This window comes from Halomonas urumqiensis, assembly GCF_003028575.1.
Classification (GTDB): domain Bacteria; phylum Pseudomonadota; class Gammaproteobacteria; order Pseudomonadales; family Halomonadaceae; genus Halomonas; species Halomonas urumqiensis.
This window is the reverse complement of record NZ_PYUD01000009.1, coordinates 78782-96110: the sequence shown is the minus strand read 5'-3', so window position 1 is coordinate 96110 and position 17329 is coordinate 78782. Positions and strand designations below refer to the sequence as shown.

The window sequence follows — 17329 nt, the reverse complement described above, 5'->3', positions numbered from 1 at the left end:
TATTTGTTGTTGGTGCTGATCATTGTGGTGCTGATCGTTGTGGTGGTGGGTTGTGGTGGTGGGCGGCTATCGTTCAGCCGCCCACCTCTGGAATGACCCCCCGAGCACGCAGTTCGGCCACTCTGGCCGGCGAGAGTCCCAGTTCGGCGAGAATCTCGTCGGTATGCTCGGCGAACCGGGGGGGCGGACGTTCGTATCGCGAGGGCGTGCGGCCTAACTTGATCGGCGAGCCGGTGCCCTTGTAGGCGCCGATCTCGATGAGCATTTCGCGATGCTTGGTATGCGGGTGCGCAAGCACCTCCTGCGTGGCCAGTACCGGGCCGCATGGCACCCCAGCACCTATCAGCCGGTCGGCCAGTTCGCGCCCATCCAGGCGTTGCATGGCCGTCTCGAGCGCCTCGCGAAGCGCATCACGATGCCCAAGTCGAGCGCCGTTATCGACGAAGCGGGGATCATCGGACAGCCCCGGGCAACCCAGCACCTCGCATAGCCTGACGAACTGGGTATGGTTACCCACCGCGAGGAACACGGGCTGGGTGCCGGTGCGGTACACTTCGTAGGGGGCGATATTGGGATGCGCATTGCCAGTGCGCCGCGGCTCGGGCCCACCGTAGAAGACATTGGGAAAATGCGGGTGCATCAAGGAAAGCCCCGAATCGAATAATGCCGCTTCGACGAACTGCCCCTCACCGCTACGCTGGCGCTCGTACAAGGCCAAGGTGATGCCGATCACCGCATTGAGACCAGTCACAATATCCACCACCGGCAGGCCGATCCTTAGCGGCTCACCCCCGGACTCGCCATTGACGCTCATTAACCCTGACATCGCCTGAATCACGGCATCGTAGCCAGGCAGGCCGCCTAGTGGACCATCGGCTCCGAAACCGCTGACCCGACAGTGGATCAAGCCCGGAAAGCGAGCCTTGAGCACCTCATAGCTCAGCCCCCATTTCTCCAGGGTTCCCGGCTTGAAATTCTCCACCAGTACATCGGCTCCCTCGAGCATTTCCAGCAGCAGCGCCTTGCCCTCCGGCTGGCGTAGATCCAGCGCCATGCCACGCTTGCTGCGATTGAGGCCGTGGAAGTAAGAAGCCGCGTCTTCAGCAAAGGGTGGGCCCCAACCCCGGGTCTCATCCCCCGAGGGAGGCTCGACCTTGATCACATCCGCGCCGTAATCACCCAGTACCTGGGTGCCGTAAGGTCCTCCCAACACCCTGCTCAAGTCGATGACGCGAATACCATCGAGGGCAGAAGAAAATCCGTTCATGCCAGCACCTCCTCGGAGAGACCTGCGGCCCGCGCCAGAGCGCGATCATCGACCAGGCGACGCATCACCTGACGATCCATTGGCGTCTCATCCAACAGTGTCGCCACTGCGCTACCCTCCGGTGCCCACACCCCGAGAGGATCCTGTGGCACCAATTTGTGCTGTAACACCAACTTGGCCAGGGCCAGGCGCCGAACGTCGCCACCCAGCAACGCCGACTCCCAGGCCAATAAAACCGCCGAGGTCACGTGGTAGAGGGCACTGGCAATGCGCCGCACCTCTGACTCGTTGTCGGGTCCTTCAGCCACCTGCTCGGCGGCACCCACCGCCCTGCCCAGCAGGGTCTTGAACAAGGCATGCGTCTGTTCATCCAGATTGGCTTCGCCAAGCAGACGCTCCAGATAGGGGTAGAGCACGGGCAGGGTCTGCTCACGGCGAATGGCTCGGAACACGTCGAGGGCAACGATGTTGCTGGTGCCCTCCCAGATGGAGCCGAGGTGGGCATCGCGTAGCACCCGTGCGTCCGACCACTCCTCGATATAGCCGCAGCCACCCCGCACCTCCATGCCATCGCCTGCCACCTTGCGGGCATCCCGTGTGGTACGGAACTTGATCAGCGGCGTGAGGATGCGCAGTAGCTTGGCGGCTTCACAATCACCGCCATCGGCACGCCTCAGGCAATCGGCGGTATGGAAAACCATGCTGCGTCCCTGCTCGGCACTGACCAGCATTTTCACCAGTTGCCGCTGCATCAGCGGCAGTTCGATCAGTTGACGCCCGAAGGCGCTACGGTGGCGGGCAATGAACAACGCCTCGTTGACCGAGCGACGCATCAGGCCAGCGGAGCGCACGCCATTGGAAAGACGCGACATGTTGATCATGTCGGTCATGTGCTTGAAACCCTTGCCCTGCTCACCGACCACATGAGCCACGGCACCCTCCATCACGATTTCGCCGCTGGCCATCGAGCGCGTCCCCAACTTGTCCTTGAGACGCAGGATTCGATAGTGGTTGAGGCTGCCGTCCTCGAGGTGGCGTGGCAGCAGGAACAGCGTCAAGCCGCGGGTACCCGTCTCCCCCCCTTGAGGGCGTGCCAGCACCATGGCCAGGGCCGCATCCGGGTTGGAGCAAAACCACTTGTCGCCATACAACCGCCATGCGCCCTCCTCGAAGCGCGCTTCGGTGGTGATGGCGCCCACATCGGAGCCGGCGTCTTGTTCGGTCATGAACATGGCGCCCTGAAAATGCGTCACCTCATCCTGAGATGTGAGGTTGGTGATGTAGCGTTCGACTAGCTCAGGATTTCCAAACTTGCGTAGTGTGCGGGTAAGCGAATCGGTCATGCTCAGCGGGCAGCACAACCCGAATTCCGCTTGAACAAACAGAAAGGTCAGTCCGTACTTGACGATCGGCGGCAGCGGCTCCGGCCAATCGAGAACGCCTCCCCGGTGGGACATGGCCGCCAACCCGAAGTGTGAGTAGGCAAAGTACTCCAGTCGACGATAGGCAGGGTGCTTGTCGATCCGCTGGGCATCGGCCCCATTGCGGCTGCGCAAATGAAGCACCGGCGGATGCCTGTCGGCCTCCAGGGCCAGTGTCTCCAGCTCGTCGCCGACCAGGGCGCCGAGTTCCTGAAAGGCAGGGGCAAGGTGCTCACTCAGCGCCGGCTCCATATAGATTTTCAGCAGACGGCCAAGCTCGGGGTCACTGGTATAGGCGTTATGGCCACGGTTGTCAGGGATGTTGCGATGAACGTTCGCTGTCATGGAACGCCTCCTCTCTGATTTATTTTTCTGAATACTAGGAGGAGGATTAGGGGGCATCCAATACAACTTTACGAACCAACGATACAGTAAATAAGATTGTTAAACCTCGCACCGAAGCACCACCCCTGGAGTCCACTGATGGCCATCACCTTTCGCCAGTTACGCTATTTCCTGGTGCTCACCGAAGAGCTGCACTTCGGACACGCCGCCAAGCGTTTGCATATCTCGCAGCCTCCGCTGAGCGCTAGCCTGCGCCAACTAGAGGAAGAACTGGGAGTCCAGTTGCTCGAGAGAAGCAGCAAGCATGTCGCATTGACATCCGCGGGAGAGGCCTTTCAGCGCCAGGCACGTCGTATGTTGGAGCAACTAACGGAGTCCCGGACGCTGGTCAGGCGCATTGCTGCCAGCGCCTCGGGGCTGGTGAGGGTCGGCTTCACCCCCGCGATGCTATTTCGTCAGTTGCCGACGGCTCTCAAAGCCCTTCAAGCGTCCCACCCGGGAATAGATATTCAACTGATGGAGCGCAACTCCGCCGAGCAGATCGCGGCCATCGAAGCCGGTCAACTCGAAATCGGCTTTATCCACTCCATACCGCTTCCCGAGACGCTGTCAGCCATCACCATCGCCGATGAGCCGTTTCTCTGCTGTCTGCCTCGGTATCATCCACTGTCATCTCGAGACGCCCTGTCGATCAGCGATCTGGTAGGTGAGCCGCTGGTAATGTTCAACCGCAAGTTGGCGCCCCACTACTACGATCGGATCGTCAGCCTGTTTCACATCGCCGACCAGACACCCTCGATCAAGCACGAGGTCTCGCACTGGCTGACGATTGTGGCGCTGATCGCCCATGGCATGGGCGTGGCGCTGGTACCCCAGGCATTGGCGGGTTCCATGTTCACGAACGTGGTCTTCCTGCCCTTGGCCGATATGGATGTCAGGCACCAGTCGCAGTGTATCTGGCTCACCGAAGCCTCCAACGCCAACCGCGACCTGCTGATCGATAGTGTCAGGACCTCCTGCAGGCAAACATTCCCCGATATGCGATACTAGATTCCGCAATTCGTGATCTAACCTGGGATATCCTGCATGAAGCACCCTACCGCCTCCGATGACGACGACACCTCTGGCAAGGATCGCAACTTCGTCACGGCCCTGGGCCGAGGCCTGGAATTGCTGCGCGCCTTCGGCGCAGGCGAGGAGTATCTCGGCAATGCCGAGCTATCCCGCCGTACCGGCATCCCCCGACCGTCGGTCTCGCGGCTGACCTACACCCTCACCTTGCTGGGCTATCTGCAACATGACCGACACCTAGAGAAGTACCGCCTGGGAGCGGGTGTGCTGGCACTGGGCTATCGTTATCTCGCCAATATGGGCATCCGCGATATTGCCCGTCCCCACCTGCAGCGACTGGCCGATGCTACCGACTGCAACGTCAGTCTGGGTACCGCGGATCGCACCTCGATGATGTACCTGGAGACCTGTCATGGCAGTGGCCCGCTGATCATGCGCCTCGAAGTCGGCTCACGCCTGCCCATGGCAACCTCGGCGATCGGCCGCGCCTGGCTGTGCGGCATCTCCGCGGAGCGCCGCCGGCACGTATTGGCCGAATTGAAGGATACCCATGGCGACGACTGGCCTCGGATGGAGGCCGGCTTGAACAAGAGCCTTGAGGAGTATCAGCGTTATGGCTTCTGCCTCTCCGAGGGAGACTGGCAACAAGAGGTCAGTGCCGTGGCCATGCCGCTGGAACTCGAAGGTGGCGCCGAGGTCATGGCCATCAACTGCGGTGGTTCCGGGTTGAGGCTGACGCACGAGGTGCTCGTCGAGAATCTCGGCCCTCGGCTGATCGAGGTTGCCAGGCGTATCCGGCAGGAGTTCGAACCCGCCAGGCTGCCAACCTGATCTCCATCGATCGGCATTCGAGCGACCATCCTCACCACTCCACCTGCTCGGCGACCTTGGCGACGATATGGCCGCCGATGGGAATCGCCGAGGTGGCGGCGGGTGACGGCGCATTGCAGACGTTCACGGTGCGCCGGGTGTTGACGAACAGGAAGTCATCGACGAGCCGGCCATCGCGGCCTACCGCCTGGGCACGCACGCCAGCGGGGTAGTCACCAAGATCCTCGAGCGTCAGGCTCGGGCAGTACTTGCGCACTTGTTCGAGATATCCCGACTTGAACAGCGAGTTGCGCATCTCCGTCAACCCCGGCTTCAGGTGAGACGTGAGCGCCTTGAGAATGCCGGGATTGGTGAACATCCGTGCCATGTCGGACAACGACACATCCGTCTTGCGATACCCTTCACGCTTCAAGGCCAGCACCGCATTGGGCCCCACCGTCACGCTGCCATCGATCATGCGGGTCAGATGCACACCGAGAAACGGCATGCCGGGGTCGGGAATTGGATAGATCAGGTGATTGACGATGTGATTATGCTGTTCGGGGAGCCGGTAGTATTCGCCGCGAAACGGGCAGATGGTGAATCCCGGGTCCCGGCCCAGCATCTTGACCACCCTGTCGGCCATCAAGCCGGCACATGAAATCAGGTAACGGCCGCTGAAATCGCCCTGGCTCGTCTTGACCACTACCTCACCGTAACGCTCGTCGATAGCCTTTACGCGATGGCCGAAGGAAAGCTGTGCGCCGCGACGCTCGCACTCATCGGCCATCGCCTGGGTGACCCGGGCGTAGTCGACGATCCCCGTCGAGGGAACGAAGATGGCGCCGAGTCCTTTGATGTTCGGCTCGCGTTCGCGCAGTGCTTCACTATCCAGCCACTCTCGTTCGAGTCCGTTGGCGGCGGTACGCTCCCACAGCGCCCCCATGCGCCGCATCTCGAGCTCGTTGGTGGCGACCAGCAGTTTTCCGCATTCATCGAAGGGGATGTCATGGGCGTTGCAGAACGCCTTGGTGGCGCGGTTGCCTTCCAGACAAAAACGCGCCTTGAGGCTTCCCGGCGTGTAGTAGACCCCGGCGTGAATCACCCCGCTGTTATGGCCGCTCTGGTGGCGCGCCGGCCCGTCTTCCTTCTCCAGCAACAGCAGCTTGCGGTCCGGAAAACGTTCGGCGAGCTGCATGGCGGTGGACATGCCGAGGATGCCGCCGCCGATGATGATGAAGTCGAACACGTTAAACCTCACGGTAACGGGGAGTCTTGGAAGGCCAGAATAGCCACCGATGGAACGAATTGCCATCAATCACCCAGACTGGCCAGGTGTTATCAGAAATGGCGATGTTCGGCTAAGATAGCCAGCAATCACAGGGAATGGTCGCGCCAGGGGCAGGACATCAATGCAAAGCACAAAAACGGATAGCTCGCCAAGGCAGAACCTCGGCATCAGCGCCTATCACTGGCTGAAGAAAGACATCATTCGAGGCGTCTTCAAGCCCGGTGAAAAGCTCCTGATGAGCCGTCTTAAAGCGCACTATGAACTCGGTGTGGGGCCACTGCGCGAGGCGCTGTCGCAACTGGTCGCGGAGCGCCTGGTGGTGGCCATCAGCCAGCGCGGCTACCGTGTCGCACCGATGTCGATCGCCGAACTCAATGACCTCTACGATGCACGCGCGCAGCTCGAAGGTCTGGTACTGGAGCTTGCCATCGAACGCGGTGATGATGCCTGGGAGGCGGAAATACTGGCGCGCGCCCACACTTTGTCCAAGGTCATGGAAGTCAACTCCCCTGATGAGCTGCTAGATGTCTGGGATGCCCGTCACCAGGCCTACCACACCGCCATCGCCAACGGCTGCCTTTCACCCCACCTGCTGCAAGTACGCCAGAGTCTGTTCGACCAGGTCGAGCGTTATCGCCACCTATGGCTGCGCGAGACGGTGTTCTCCGATCAAGCCCTCGAAACCAAGCGACAAGAGCACGCGGCATTGGTCGAGATCATCCTGGCCCGCGACGCCCCCCGCGCATCACGCATGATGCGTGATCACCTGATGACCCCGGTACCGATCATCATCGAGGTGATGACGCGTCAGGGCCTGGCGTGAGGCCCATTCCTTAAGCCCGGACAAGAAACCCGGGCAGTGATCGTCGCGGTGTCACGCGTTCGTCACCTGGGTCAGCGACACTGAACATCGCTGCCGGTAACTTTATATTACAATAGAGAAACGAGCCTACGCGAACACCTCGCTTCAATAACACGTAACTTGTCGCCTCGAGTTCCGCCCGGCGCGTTGTCGAATCGCACCCACAGTATCGGACGACGAACCTCGATCAAGGAGATACACCATGCCACATCTGCTGCGCTTCCCACGTGATCTCGAAATGCGCCTGGAACGTCTCTCCGAGTTGACGGGCCTTGGCAAGGCCGAACTTATCGAGCGCTGCGTTCGCGAATCGGTCACGAGTCTCGAGACACATCTGATGATCGAGACAGCGCCACCCCCACACACCGAGCGTTCGATAGACCAGCTCCTGCGCGAGAGTGGCCTGGGCGCCTGAGTCGCATGTCACTTTCCTGTCACCTGACACCTGACACCTGACACGACGCCCTGCGCTCATCACTGCTGGGCTTACTTGTACGCTAAGCTTCAACGCTGCCCTTCCAGGTCGACCAGCGCCTGGCGAATGGCTCGCACGGCGGCTACCGATTCAGGGTTGTCGCCATGCACGCAGATCGTGTCACAGGCAAGCGTCAGCTCTGTTCCATCGAGCGTGGTCTGTGCTTCTCCCCTAGCAAGCGACACAGCCTGGGCAACGATCGTCTCCTGATCATGATGCACTGCGCCGGGCAGACGCCTGGAAGCCAAATGGCCGTTGGTATCATAGGCGCGATCGGCAAAGGTCTCGAACCACAGCGTCATGCCCATTTCCTCGGCAAGCAACCGACTCGCAGAGGTATCGGCGGTGGCCATCACCATGACCGGCAGGTTGGCGTCGAATGCCCTCACCGCACGCAGTACCCCCTCCAGCAGCGCACTGTCGCGGGCCATATCGTTATAGAGCGCCCCGTGGGGTTTGACATAACCAGGGGCGGTGCCCTCGGCACGGCAGATACCCGCCAGCGCGCCGATTTGATAGAGCACCATATCTTCCACCTCGGCGGGCGTGCAGGCCATTGAGCGTCGGCCAAACCCCATCAGGTCCGGGTAGGCTGGATGTGCGCCGATCTTGACCGAGTGCTGGACCGCCAACGCCACGGTGCGTCGCATGACATGCGGATCGGAGGCATGATAACCACAGGCGATGTTGGCGCAGTCCACGTACGGCATCACCTCGGCATCCAATCCAAGCGTCCAGTTTCCGAAACTTTCGCCCATGTCACAGTTGAGCAGCGGAATGTTCATTGTATCTCCCGTCATGATAGGCATGCAGGGCTTGTCCAAGCCCGAGTGCACAGGCCCTAGACTATAGAAAACCCGCTGCCACCGCGCCAAGCCGAATTCCGCCAGAAAACACCGTCAGCGGATTATCAACGGCAGGAGCCGCTACACTCCAAGGTGTTATGAGAGGCCACAACAAACTCGACAACCACTGGAGTTCTCCCATGCAGACGCAGCGCTTCACCACTGTGTTGTTTCCCACCGTTTTCATCCCTCATGTGCGCTTTACTCCACTACTGCTCGTCACCCTGATGGGTGTTGCCAGTGCTGCACAGGCCGCGGAATGGAACATGGCGACCCCCTATGGCGACGCCAGCTTCCACACCGAGAACAACAAGCAATTCGCCGAGGATGTCGCCGAGGCGACCGATGGCGAGGTCACGATCACCGTACACAGCGGCGGCTCGTTGATCGCCCATGGCGAGATCAAACCCTCGGTGCGCCGCGGCACCGTGCAGGTTGGCGAGATATTCCTCTCGACCCTGTCCAACGATGATCCCATCTTCGAGATCGACACGCTCCCGGGCGTCGCGGGAAGCTACGAACAGGCCTTGGCGTTGTGGCAGGCCACCAAGCCGATGATTACCGACATCTTCGCCGAGGAGGGGTTGATGCCGTTATACGCAGTGACATGGCCAGCCCAGGGCATCTACACCGCCGAGCCGCTCGAGGATCCCGACCAGTTCGAGGGCCTGAGGGTTCGCGCGCCCAACATCAATACCCAGCGCTTCGTTCAGAATCTGGGCGGTAGCCCCACCGAAACGGAGGAATCCGACATTCCCACCGCCTTCAGCACCGGGCGTGTGGATGCCATGATCACCTCCAGCTCCACCGGCAATTCGATGACCGCCTGGGACTACCTGTCCCATTACACCGAGGCCAACCTGTGGCTGCCGAAGAACATCGTGTTCGTCAACAAGCGGACCTTCGACCAGCTTGACGATGAAACCCAGCAGGCGGTACTTGACGCCGCGGCGGAAGCCGAAGAGCGCGGTTGGCAAATGAGCCGTGACGACAACGAGGCCAGTCTCGACGCGTTGCGGGAGAACGGCATCACAGTGACAACGCCCAACGACGAGGTGGCGGCCGCCCTGCAGGAAGCGGGCGACACCCTGTTCGAGGATTGGCAATCGCGTGCCAGTGACGACGCCAAGGCGGTACTCGACGAATATCGCGACTCACTGGACGAGCAGTAATCTCACCCACGCGCGACCCTTTCTGGGCCGCGCGTGCCTTGAGGAAACGCCATGAACGCCACACCCTCGACAGACGAGGCCAGCGCCTTCAAGTTCAACGCGCTCTACCGATTCGGTGCCATAGGGGCGGCGACCTGCATGGTCACGATCTGCGCGTTGATCGCCCTGCAGGTCGGTTTTCGGGTCATCGATGCCTTGCTTGTGCTCGTCGGTCTCGGGCGACTGGGCATCAGTATCACCGGTGTCTCGGAAATCGCCGCCTACCTGCTGGTGGGGGCCACCTTCCTGGGGCTTGCCTACACCTTCGTTCATCATGCGCACATCCGCATGACCCTGGTAATCACCCGGTTGCCCACGAGACTTCGCGTGTGGTTCGAGGTGTTTGGCTTGCTCGTCGCCCTGACCATCAGCGTGGTGCTTGGCAAGGGGCTGATCTCCCTGATCATGGAAAGCATCGAATTCAACGACGTCTCATCCGGGTTCATATCGATCCCGCTGTGGATTCCGCAGGCCATCCTGACCATCGGCGTTGGCCTGCTTTGCCTGGCACTGCTCGAGGCTCTGGCGATGACGCTCAAGATCGCTGTCCGCGACCCGGCGAGCTTTCGTGACCCCGAAGCGCCCGACGACAACACCCCTTCCTGACGTGCCACCGGAGACTTCGCCATGCTGATGCTCAGTCTGGCCACCCTGATCACGCTTGCGCTGTTGCTTGGCAGCGGGGTGTGGATCGCCTTCTCGCTGATCGGCACCGCCTGGGTGGCGCTGGCATTCTTCAGTACCTTCGACCCCGGCCCGATCCTGGCCTCGGACTTCTGGGGCGCCAGCTACGGCTGGGATCTCACCGCCCTGCCAATGTTCATCTGGATGGGCGAGATCCTGTTCCGTTCTGGGCTTGCCGATAACATGTTCCGTGGGCTTTCGCCGTGGCTCAACCGGATTCCCGGGCGGCTGCTGCACACCAACATCATCGGCAGCGGCATGTTTGCGGCGGTGTGCGGCTCCTCGGCGGCCACCTGCGCCACGGTCGGCAAGATGACGCTACCGGAACTGGAGCGACGCGGCTACGACAGCCAGATGGCGATTGGCACCCTGGCGAGTGCCTCGACCCTGGGCCTGTTGATTCCGCCTTCGATCATGCTGATCGTCTATGGTGTGGTCACTGAACAATCGATCTCGCGCCTGTTCATGGCCGGCATCGGCCCTGGCCTGATGATCCTGCTGATGTTCACCGGCTATCTGGTGGGCTGGGCACTGCTCAAGGGCGATCGTCTGGGCCTGACCGGCGAGGATGAATCCGGCATGAGCTTTGCCGAACGCCTTCGCCACACCTGGTCACTGATTCCGATTCTGGTATTGATCGGCGGCATCATCGTGTCGATCTACGGCGGGCTTGCCTCGCCCACCGAGGCCGCCGCCGTGGGGGTGGTGCTGTCGATAGTGATCGCCAGGCTGAATGGCCAGTTCAACACGACAATCTTCAAGGATTCGTTGTTCGCAGCGGTGCGCACCGCCTGCATGATCGCCTTCATCATCGCCGGGGCCTCGTTTCTGACCTCCGCCATGGGTTTCACCCAAGTACCGATGCAACTGGCCCGCGCGATTGGCGAGATGGGGCTGTCACCTACCCTGCTGCTGATCGCACTGACCCTGCTACTGCTGGTGATGGGCTGCTTTCTCGATGGTATTTCGCTGATCCTGCTGGTCACCGCGATCATCATGCCGCTGATCGAGGTCGCCGGTTTCGATCTGATCTGGTTCGGGATCTACCTGGTGGTGGTGGTCGAGATGTCGCAGATCACCCCACCCGTGGGTTTCAACCTGTTCGTGATACAGGGCCTCACCGGCAAGGACATCATCACCATCACTCGCGCCACCCTGCCATTCTTCCTGTTGATGCTGCTGGCGATCGCCATCATGCACCTGTTTCCACAGATCGCGCTGTACCTGCCCACGGCGATGACTCGCTAGCCGCTGGGTGGCCCCACCGCGCCAGCCCGCTTATCGACGGCACTGGTGTCGCGCAGTGCCGCGCGCGGGTCGCGGGGATAGAAACGTTCGGGCTGACGTTCGACGTGGGCAAAGAAGCGAGTGTCCTTGTAGGGCATCTTCATGAACCCGGAGACCCCCAGCCCCTCGATCAGCCCCACCGCGTCGAGGATATCCTCCAGGCGGCGCTGGAACTCGCCTTCACGGGAAGGGTCAAGCAGCCGGTAATAGCTGTGGATCTTGAGGTGCTCGGGTAGCGCCTCGAAGATGATCATGCCGGTATGGTGAATGTCGTTGAGCGCTTCAAGCGAGGTGATGATCGCCTCCGGCAGTACCAGAAACTCCTCGGGGTCCGGGCCGTCCTCGAAGTAGCTGTGCAGCCGGCTACGGTCTTCGAGTTCGGGTACCGCGCTGACCTCGTAGGCGAGCCGCATGCCAGGCATCCGCGCGAAGGGCTGGTCCGGGCCCTCGCGGTCCAGGTGAAGCGTGTCGCGCGCATTGAACAGACAGCTCTTGAAGATGCCCTGACGATAGATCGCTCGGGCCAGATGGACCATGTTGTTGACCGCGGCGAGGAAGGCGGGACGCAGACTCTGGTCATGCAGGTTGAGCGAGGTGTCGATGTAGACCCCCTCGGCCTCCCAACGCACCGCCAACCCTCCCACCACCGGATAGCGACCCAGGCGACTGACCGATGCCAGAAACGCCTTCTCGGTCTCGCCCATCCCTTGCATGAAGTTCTTGTAGTAGCGATCCAGCTGCACATCGTTGACGTCGCTGAGGGTCTCGCGTCCGCCTTCCTCGCGCAGGAACGCCTTGCGCGAGCTGTACACCACGGTATCGATCTCGCGTACCAGTGGACGTACCCACACCGGCACCAGGGCGTGGATAGGCGGCTCAGGTAGATCAATCATCACAACACGTGCCATGCGTGGCATCGCCTCGATGAAATGGTCACCGGCACGCAAGCGAACGGCCGGATCCGGATCGAGCATGCCATCCAGCATGCGGGCGAATTCCACCGGAAGGCCAAGCGAGGTGGCCGGAATGGCCCGATGTCCGAACCGGCAAGACTGCGCCGAGGCTAGTGCGTAGAGGGTACCGGCGGCGCCCTGCTCGTCGAAGCGTGGCGAGGAGAGCGCACCATTGAGCTGCTCCTCGCCAATGAAATAGACATCGCCCAGGCGGGCGTTGGTCTGCTGCAGATTATCCGACATCAGTTCCATGACGTTGGCCGCCACGAACTGCTGATTAGCATCCAGTTGGGCGAACACCGACGAGCCCCAGTCGATCAACGCAATGGTTTCCCTGTCGCCATCGAATACCAGATTCGAGGGCTTGATGTCGCCATGCACGATGGGGCGTAACGATGGGCCGTTCTCGCGACGCAGTGCGCGCAGAATGTCGGCCAGTTGATCGGCGATGCGGACCACCAGGCGTGGCGGCAGACGGCCTTCACGAAGCGACACTTCTTCAAGGTTGAGCCCAGGCGCACGCTGCATCACCAGGATCGACTGGTTGCGGACCCGCTGGTAGGCAATCAACTTCGGCACCCGTGGGTGGTCGACCTGCTCCAGCATGAACGCCTCTTCTTCGAGGCGCTCCTGAAGGTGCGCCGGCAGGGTGACGCGCGTGAACTTGAACACGTAGCGGTCACCTAGCGCCGTGAGCCCGGCGAACACGAAACCGTAGGCCCCCTTGCCGATCAATGCTATCTCCCGGTAGCCCAGCTGCTCGAGCTGGGCCTGGCACAGCGCCACCCAAGCCTTGAGCTTGCGGGCATCGCCGTGGCTGAGCAGATAGATCGACTGCTCTTCCGGGATATAGAACTGCTGCAGAGGGGGCTGGCTCATCGCATCCGCCTCAGCCCAGATGCAGAAGCATCGTCTCCGGCGCTTCCAAGTAGCCCTTCCAGGCATTGCAGAAGCGGGCGATGGTGCCACCATCGATGATGCGGTGATCCCCCGACCAGGTGATCGTCATGATCGCCCGCCGGGTCACCTCGCCATGTTCATCGAAGCGTGGCAACCACTGGGTCTTGCCGATCGCCACGATGGCTACCTCGGGCGCGTTGATGATGGGCGCGGCATAGGTGCCGCCCAGTGCCCCGATATTCGAGATACTGATGGTGCCGCCCTTGAGATCCTGCTGGGCGACCCGGCCAGCACGGGCATCTTCGGTGAGACGCTGGATCTCGGCCGCCACCTCGAGCAGGGTGCGGCGCTCGACCCCCTTGACGTTGGGCACCATCAACCCGGCGCGGCTATCCACCGCCATGCCGATGTTCACCGAATCCTGGTAATGAATCTCGGTGGCCTCGTCATTGAGCCTCGCATTGAGGATCGGATGGGCCTTCACCGCCAGCGCCATGGCCTTCATGAACAGCGGCATCAGCGTCAGCCGGGTATTTTCCGCCTCCGCCAGCGGCTTGAGGCGTTCGCGTAGCGCCAGCAGCGCGGTGACATCGATCTCCTCGCCATACTGGAAGTGCGGGATGGTGGTGGCAGCCTCGACCATGCGCCGTGCCATCACCGCGCGCACGCCACGCAGGGGTTCCACCTTGCCGCCCTGGGTGATGGGTTCGGCCGCTGCGGCGTTGTCGGCGCCCGGCGCTGTCGTGTCAGGTTGTTGCACACGGGTGGCCTTGCCACCGGCGTCCAGGTAACGCTGCACATCGTCCTTCAGCACCCGGCCTTGCTTGCCGGTGCCCGGTACCTCGTCGAGGGTCAGCTCATGCTCACGCAGCAAACGGCGTACCGCCGGTGCGGCGGGAATTCTTCCATAAGGACCGCGGCCAGTCTCGACCCCGGCAGGTGACTCGCCTGACCGGTGACCCTGGCGGACAACCTTGGCATCGGCAGCCGGCGATGGCGGGTTAGCCGCAGTGGAAGCTTGCCTGGCCACTGCCTGCGGTTCCTCTAACGACGCCTCGGTACCTTCGGGCTGGTAGGCATAAAGCGGCGCATGCACCTTGGCAATCTCGCCCTTCCCGACATGCAGCTTGCTTACCACCCCGGCCTCTGGTGCGGTGATCTCGACCAGTGCCTTGTCGGTCATCACATCGACGACCGGCTGGTCCTCGGCGATGGTCTCTCCTTCACTGACCCGCCATTCGACCACTTCACACTCGACGATACCCTCACCGATATCCGGCAGGATGAAGTCGCGCGCCGCGACCTGGGGCTGCGCTACTTTTGGCTGCACTACTTTTGGCTGCACCACCGGGGTCTCGGTGGCGGTTTCGGGTGCTGGCATGGCACCTTCGACCTCGTAGGCATAGAGCGGCGCATGCACCTTGGCGATCTCGCCCTTGGGTACATACAACCGCGTCACCCGACCGGCTTGTGGCGCGGTGATCTCGACCAGTGCCTTGTCAGTCATCACCTCGACCACCGGCTGGTCTTCCTCGATCACATCGCCCTCGGCCACGCGCCACTCCACCACCTCGCACTCCACGATACCTTCACCGATATCGGGCAGCATGAAATCACTCATGTCACTCACTCCTGTCCAATACCGACTCAGAAAGCCACGCAGGCCTTGATCGCTTCGAAGATCTTCAAGTGGTCGGGTAGATACTCCTTCTCCAGGGTTAGCGGGAAAGGCGTATCCAGCCCGGTCACCCGGCTGATGGGGGACTCCAGGTAAAGGAAGCAGCGTTCGGCGATGGTGGCGGCAATCTCGCCGGCGAAGCCGCCGGTCAGCGGGGCCTCGTGGGTGATCAGCAGGCGGCCGGTCTTGAGCACCGATTCCGCGACGGTGTCTTCGTCCCAGGGCAGGATCGAACGCAGGTCGATCACCTCGCAGGAGATACCCTCCTTCTCGGCGAGTGCCACCGCACGCTCGATCACTTCCATCTGAGCGCCCCAGCCAAGCACGGTGATATCGCTGCCCTCGCGGGTCACCTCGGCTTCGCCGATCGGCAACTGGTAATCCTCCTCCGGCACCTCGCCGGTGGAAGCGCGATACAACCGCTTGGGCTCGAAGAACAGCACCGGGTCGGGGTCACGAATCGCCGACAGCAACAGCCCTTTGGCCTGGTAGGGGTTGCGTGGAATCACCACCTTGAGCCCAGGCGTGTGGGCGAAATAGGCCTCAGGCGATTGCGAGTGGTAAAGCCCGCCGGAGATGCCGCCACCATAGGGGGCGCGGATGGTCAGCCCACCGACATTGAACAGATCACCCGAGCGATAACGGAACTTGGCGGTCTCGTTGACGATCTGGTCGAAGGCCGGAAAGATATAGTCGGCAAACTGGATTTCCGCCACAGGAACAGAGCCCTGGGCCGCCAGACCATTGGCAAAGCCGATGATCCCCTGCTCCACCAGCGGCGTATTGAAGCAACGCGCGCGGCCATACTTTTCCTGCAAATGGCTGGTGGCGCGGAACACGCCACCGAAGATGCCGACGTCTTCCCCGAAGCACAACACCTTTTCATCTTCCGCCATGGCGATGTCCAGGGCGTTGTTGATGGCCTGCAGCATGTTCATGGTCGGCATGTCAGGCGTCTCCTTCGGTGGCGGCATCGTCACCGACCGCGACATCCGGGTCCAGGGAACTGGCGCCACGCGGGTAGCTGTCGGGATACTGGCGGATATGGGTCTTCAAGCGATCGAGCTGGCGCTGCAAGGCCGGCGTGACGTCGGCATAGACATCGGTGACCAGGCTGTCCAGCGGCGGCGGCGGACGCTTCTCGGCACGCTTCATGGTTTCAAGCACTTCCCGACGCAATTCCTCCTGAAGGGCCTTCTCCTGCTCCTCGCTCCACCACTCGTGGGCGATCAGCCACAGCCGCATGCGCAGGAGCGGATCCTTCTCGCGCCAGGCTTCCTCCTCTTTCTTCGACCGGTAGCCCGAGGGGTCATCCGAGGAGGAGTGGGCAGCCAGACGGTAGGTCATCGCCTCGATCAATACCGGCTTGTTGTGCTCCACGGCGATACGTCGTGCGGCACGGGTCGCCGCCAGCACGGCCAGGATGTCGTTGCCGTCGACACGAATCACGTGCATGCGGTACCCATAGGCACGCGGTGCGATGCCATCGGCGGCGAACTGCTCGATGGACGGCGTGGAGATCGCATAGCCATTGTTGCGGCAGAAGAAGATCACCGGCACCTCATGCACCGAGGCCATATTCAGCGCGGCATGAAAATCCCCTTCCGAGGCGGCACCCTCACCGAAGAAGGTGATCGTGCAGTGCCCTTCACCCGCCAGCTTCTGGCCATAGGCGTAACCGGCCGCCTGAGGAATCTGGGTGGCCAGTGGCGAGGAGATGGTCATGTAGTGCAGCTTGCGGGAGCCGTAGTGAATCGGCATCTGGCGGCCCTTGCCGTAATCCAGCTCATTACCGAACAGCTGATTCATGAACTCATCGTAGGTGAAGCCGCGGTAGACCAGCGCCCCCTGCTCGCGGTACTGAGCCATGATCATGTCGGCGTCTTCCAGGGCGGCGGTAGCACCAATCACCGCCGCCTCTTCGCCAGTGCACTGCATGTAGAAACTGAGCCGGCCCTGCCGCTGGGCCGCCATCATCCGCTCATCGAGGACACGCGTGGTCACCATGGCCTGGTAGATTCGCAACGCCTGGTCACGATCGAGCTCGGGCGCCGTGGCACCCTCGAAAAGGCTGCCATCCTGTTTCAACAGGCGAAAGGTGGGAATGCTGAACTCGTCACCGGTCAGGAATTCCGGTGTATGGATATCTTGTTGGCTTGTCATTGTCCTGGTCCTAGGGTGGTGGCAGGAGCACATCCGCCCCTTGTGAGGGCAGTGTTGTTCCTACTG

The 17329-nt window shown here is 61.7% G+C and carries 15 protein-coding genes; 7 read left to right on the top strand and 8 right to left on the bottom strand.

Features of this window, described 5'->3' with window-relative positions; translation table 11 throughout:
• Positions 1 to 73 precede the first annotated feature (73 nt).
• Positions 74 to 1267 (bottom strand): CaiB/BaiF CoA transferase family protein, encoded by a 1194-nt coding sequence (locus C6V82_RS16670; RefSeq protein ID WP_102587358.1) that lies wholly within the window; start codon positions 1265 to 1267, stop codon positions 74 to 76.
• Positions 1264 to 3033: an acyl-CoA dehydrogenase family protein gene (locus C6V82_RS16665; protein ID WP_102587357.1), complete on the bottom strand. Its 1770-nt coding sequence runs from the start codon at positions 3031 to 3033 to the stop codon at positions 1264 to 1266. Before C6V82_RS16665 ends, C6V82_RS16670 begins: the two co-directional genes overlap by 4 nt.
• Before the next feature lie 138 nt (positions 3034 to 3171).
• Between C6V82_RS16665 and C6V82_RS16660 the strand changes: the two genes are divergently transcribed.
• Positions 3172 to 4083, top strand: a complete 912-nt coding sequence (locus C6V82_RS16660; RefSeq protein WP_102587356.1) for a LysR family transcriptional regulator — start codon at positions 3172 to 3174, stop codon at positions 4081 to 4083.
• Between the two features lie 36 nt (positions 4084 to 4119).
• On the top strand, positions 4120 to 4935 hold the full coding sequence (locus C6V82_RS16655) for an IclR family transcriptional regulator (RefSeq protein WP_102587355.1): 816 nt from the start codon (positions 4120 to 4122) through the stop codon (positions 4933 to 4935).
• A gap of 31 nt (positions 4936 to 4966) precedes the next feature.
• Here the strand turns inward: C6V82_RS16655 and lhgO are convergent, their stop codons facing one another.
• Positions 4967 to 6163 (bottom strand): L-2-hydroxyglutarate oxidase, encoded by a 1197-nt coding sequence (gene lhgO, locus C6V82_RS16650; RefSeq protein ID WP_102587354.1) that lies wholly within the window; start codon positions 6161 to 6163, stop codon positions 4967 to 4969.
• A gap of 163 nt (positions 6164 to 6326) precedes the next feature.
• Here lhgO and csiR point away from each other — a divergent pair, with 163 nt between their 5' ends.
• Positions 6327 to 7028, top strand: a complete 702-nt coding sequence (gene csiR / locus C6V82_RS16645) for a DNA-binding transcriptional regulator CsiR (RefSeq protein ID WP_102587353.1) — start codon at positions 6327 to 6329, stop codon at positions 7026 to 7028.
• Between the two features lie 241 nt (positions 7029 to 7269).
• Positions 7270 to 7482, top strand: coding sequence for a hypothetical protein (locus C6V82_RS16640; protein WP_102587352.1), 213 nt, complete (start codon positions 7270 to 7272; stop codon positions 7480 to 7482).
• Positions 7483 to 7571: 89 nt separating this feature from the next.
• Here C6V82_RS16640 and C6V82_RS16635 read toward each other — a convergent pair whose 3' ends face one another.
• Positions 7572 to 8327: a 5-oxoprolinase subunit PxpA gene (locus tag C6V82_RS16635; protein WP_102587351.1), complete on the bottom strand. Its 756-nt coding sequence runs from the start codon at positions 8325 to 8327 to the stop codon at positions 7572 to 7574.
• Between the two features lie 287 nt (positions 8328 to 8614).
• Here C6V82_RS16635 and C6V82_RS16630 point away from each other — a divergent pair, with 287 nt between their 5' ends.
• From C6V82_RS16630 to C6V82_RS16620, 3 genes are read left to right on the top strand one after another with little or no spacing between them, the layout of a single operon-like run.
• The gene (locus C6V82_RS16630) at positions 8615 to 9559 is read left to right on the top strand and encodes a TRAP transporter substrate-binding protein (RefSeq protein ID WP_229843243.1); all 945 of its coding nucleotides are present in this window, start codon (positions 8615 to 8617) and stop codon (positions 9557 to 9559) included.
• Positions 9560 to 9610: 51 nt separating this feature from the next.
• Positions 9611 to 10204 carry a TRAP transporter small permease gene (locus C6V82_RS16625; RefSeq protein ID WP_229843239.1) on the top strand — a complete coding sequence of 198 codons (594 nt, stop codon included), beginning with the start codon at positions 9611 to 9613 and terminating at the stop codon, positions 10202 to 10204.
• A 21-nt stretch (positions 10205 to 10225) separates the two neighbouring features.
• Complete coding sequence (locus C6V82_RS16620; protein WP_102587350.1) at positions 10226 to 11530, top strand: TRAP transporter large permease; 1305 nt, start codon at positions 10226 to 10228, stop codon at positions 11528 to 11530.
• Here the strand turns inward: C6V82_RS16620 and C6V82_RS16615 are convergent.
• From C6V82_RS16615 to C6V82_RS16600, 4 genes are read right to left on the bottom strand one after another with little or no spacing between them, the layout of a single operon-like run.
• Positions 11527 to 13401: a protein kinase domain-containing protein gene (locus C6V82_RS16615; protein ID WP_102587349.1), complete on the bottom strand. Its 1875-nt coding sequence runs from the start codon at positions 13399 to 13401 to the stop codon at positions 11527 to 11529. The two genes, C6V82_RS16620 and C6V82_RS16615, sit on opposite strands and share 4 nt — an antisense overlap.
• A 10-nt stretch (positions 13402 to 13411) precedes the next feature.
• Entirely contained in the window at positions 13412 to 15043 is a 1632-nt protein-coding gene (locus C6V82_RS16610; RefSeq protein ID WP_102587348.1) for a dihydrolipoyllysine-residue acetyltransferase, read from the bottom strand.
• A 26-nt stretch (positions 15044 to 15069) separates the two neighbouring features.
• On the bottom strand, positions 15070 to 16047 hold the full coding sequence (locus C6V82_RS16605) for an alpha-ketoacid dehydrogenase subunit beta (RefSeq protein WP_102587347.1): 978 nt from the start codon (positions 16045 to 16047) through the stop codon (positions 15070 to 15072).
• A gap of 1 nt (position 16048) precedes the next feature.
• Positions 16049 to 17263 (bottom strand): thiamine pyrophosphate-dependent dehydrogenase E1 component subunit alpha, encoded by a 1215-nt coding sequence (locus tag C6V82_RS16600; protein ID WP_102587346.1) that lies wholly within the window; start codon positions 17261 to 17263, stop codon positions 16049 to 16051.
• Positions 17264 to 17329 lie beyond the last annotated feature (66 nt).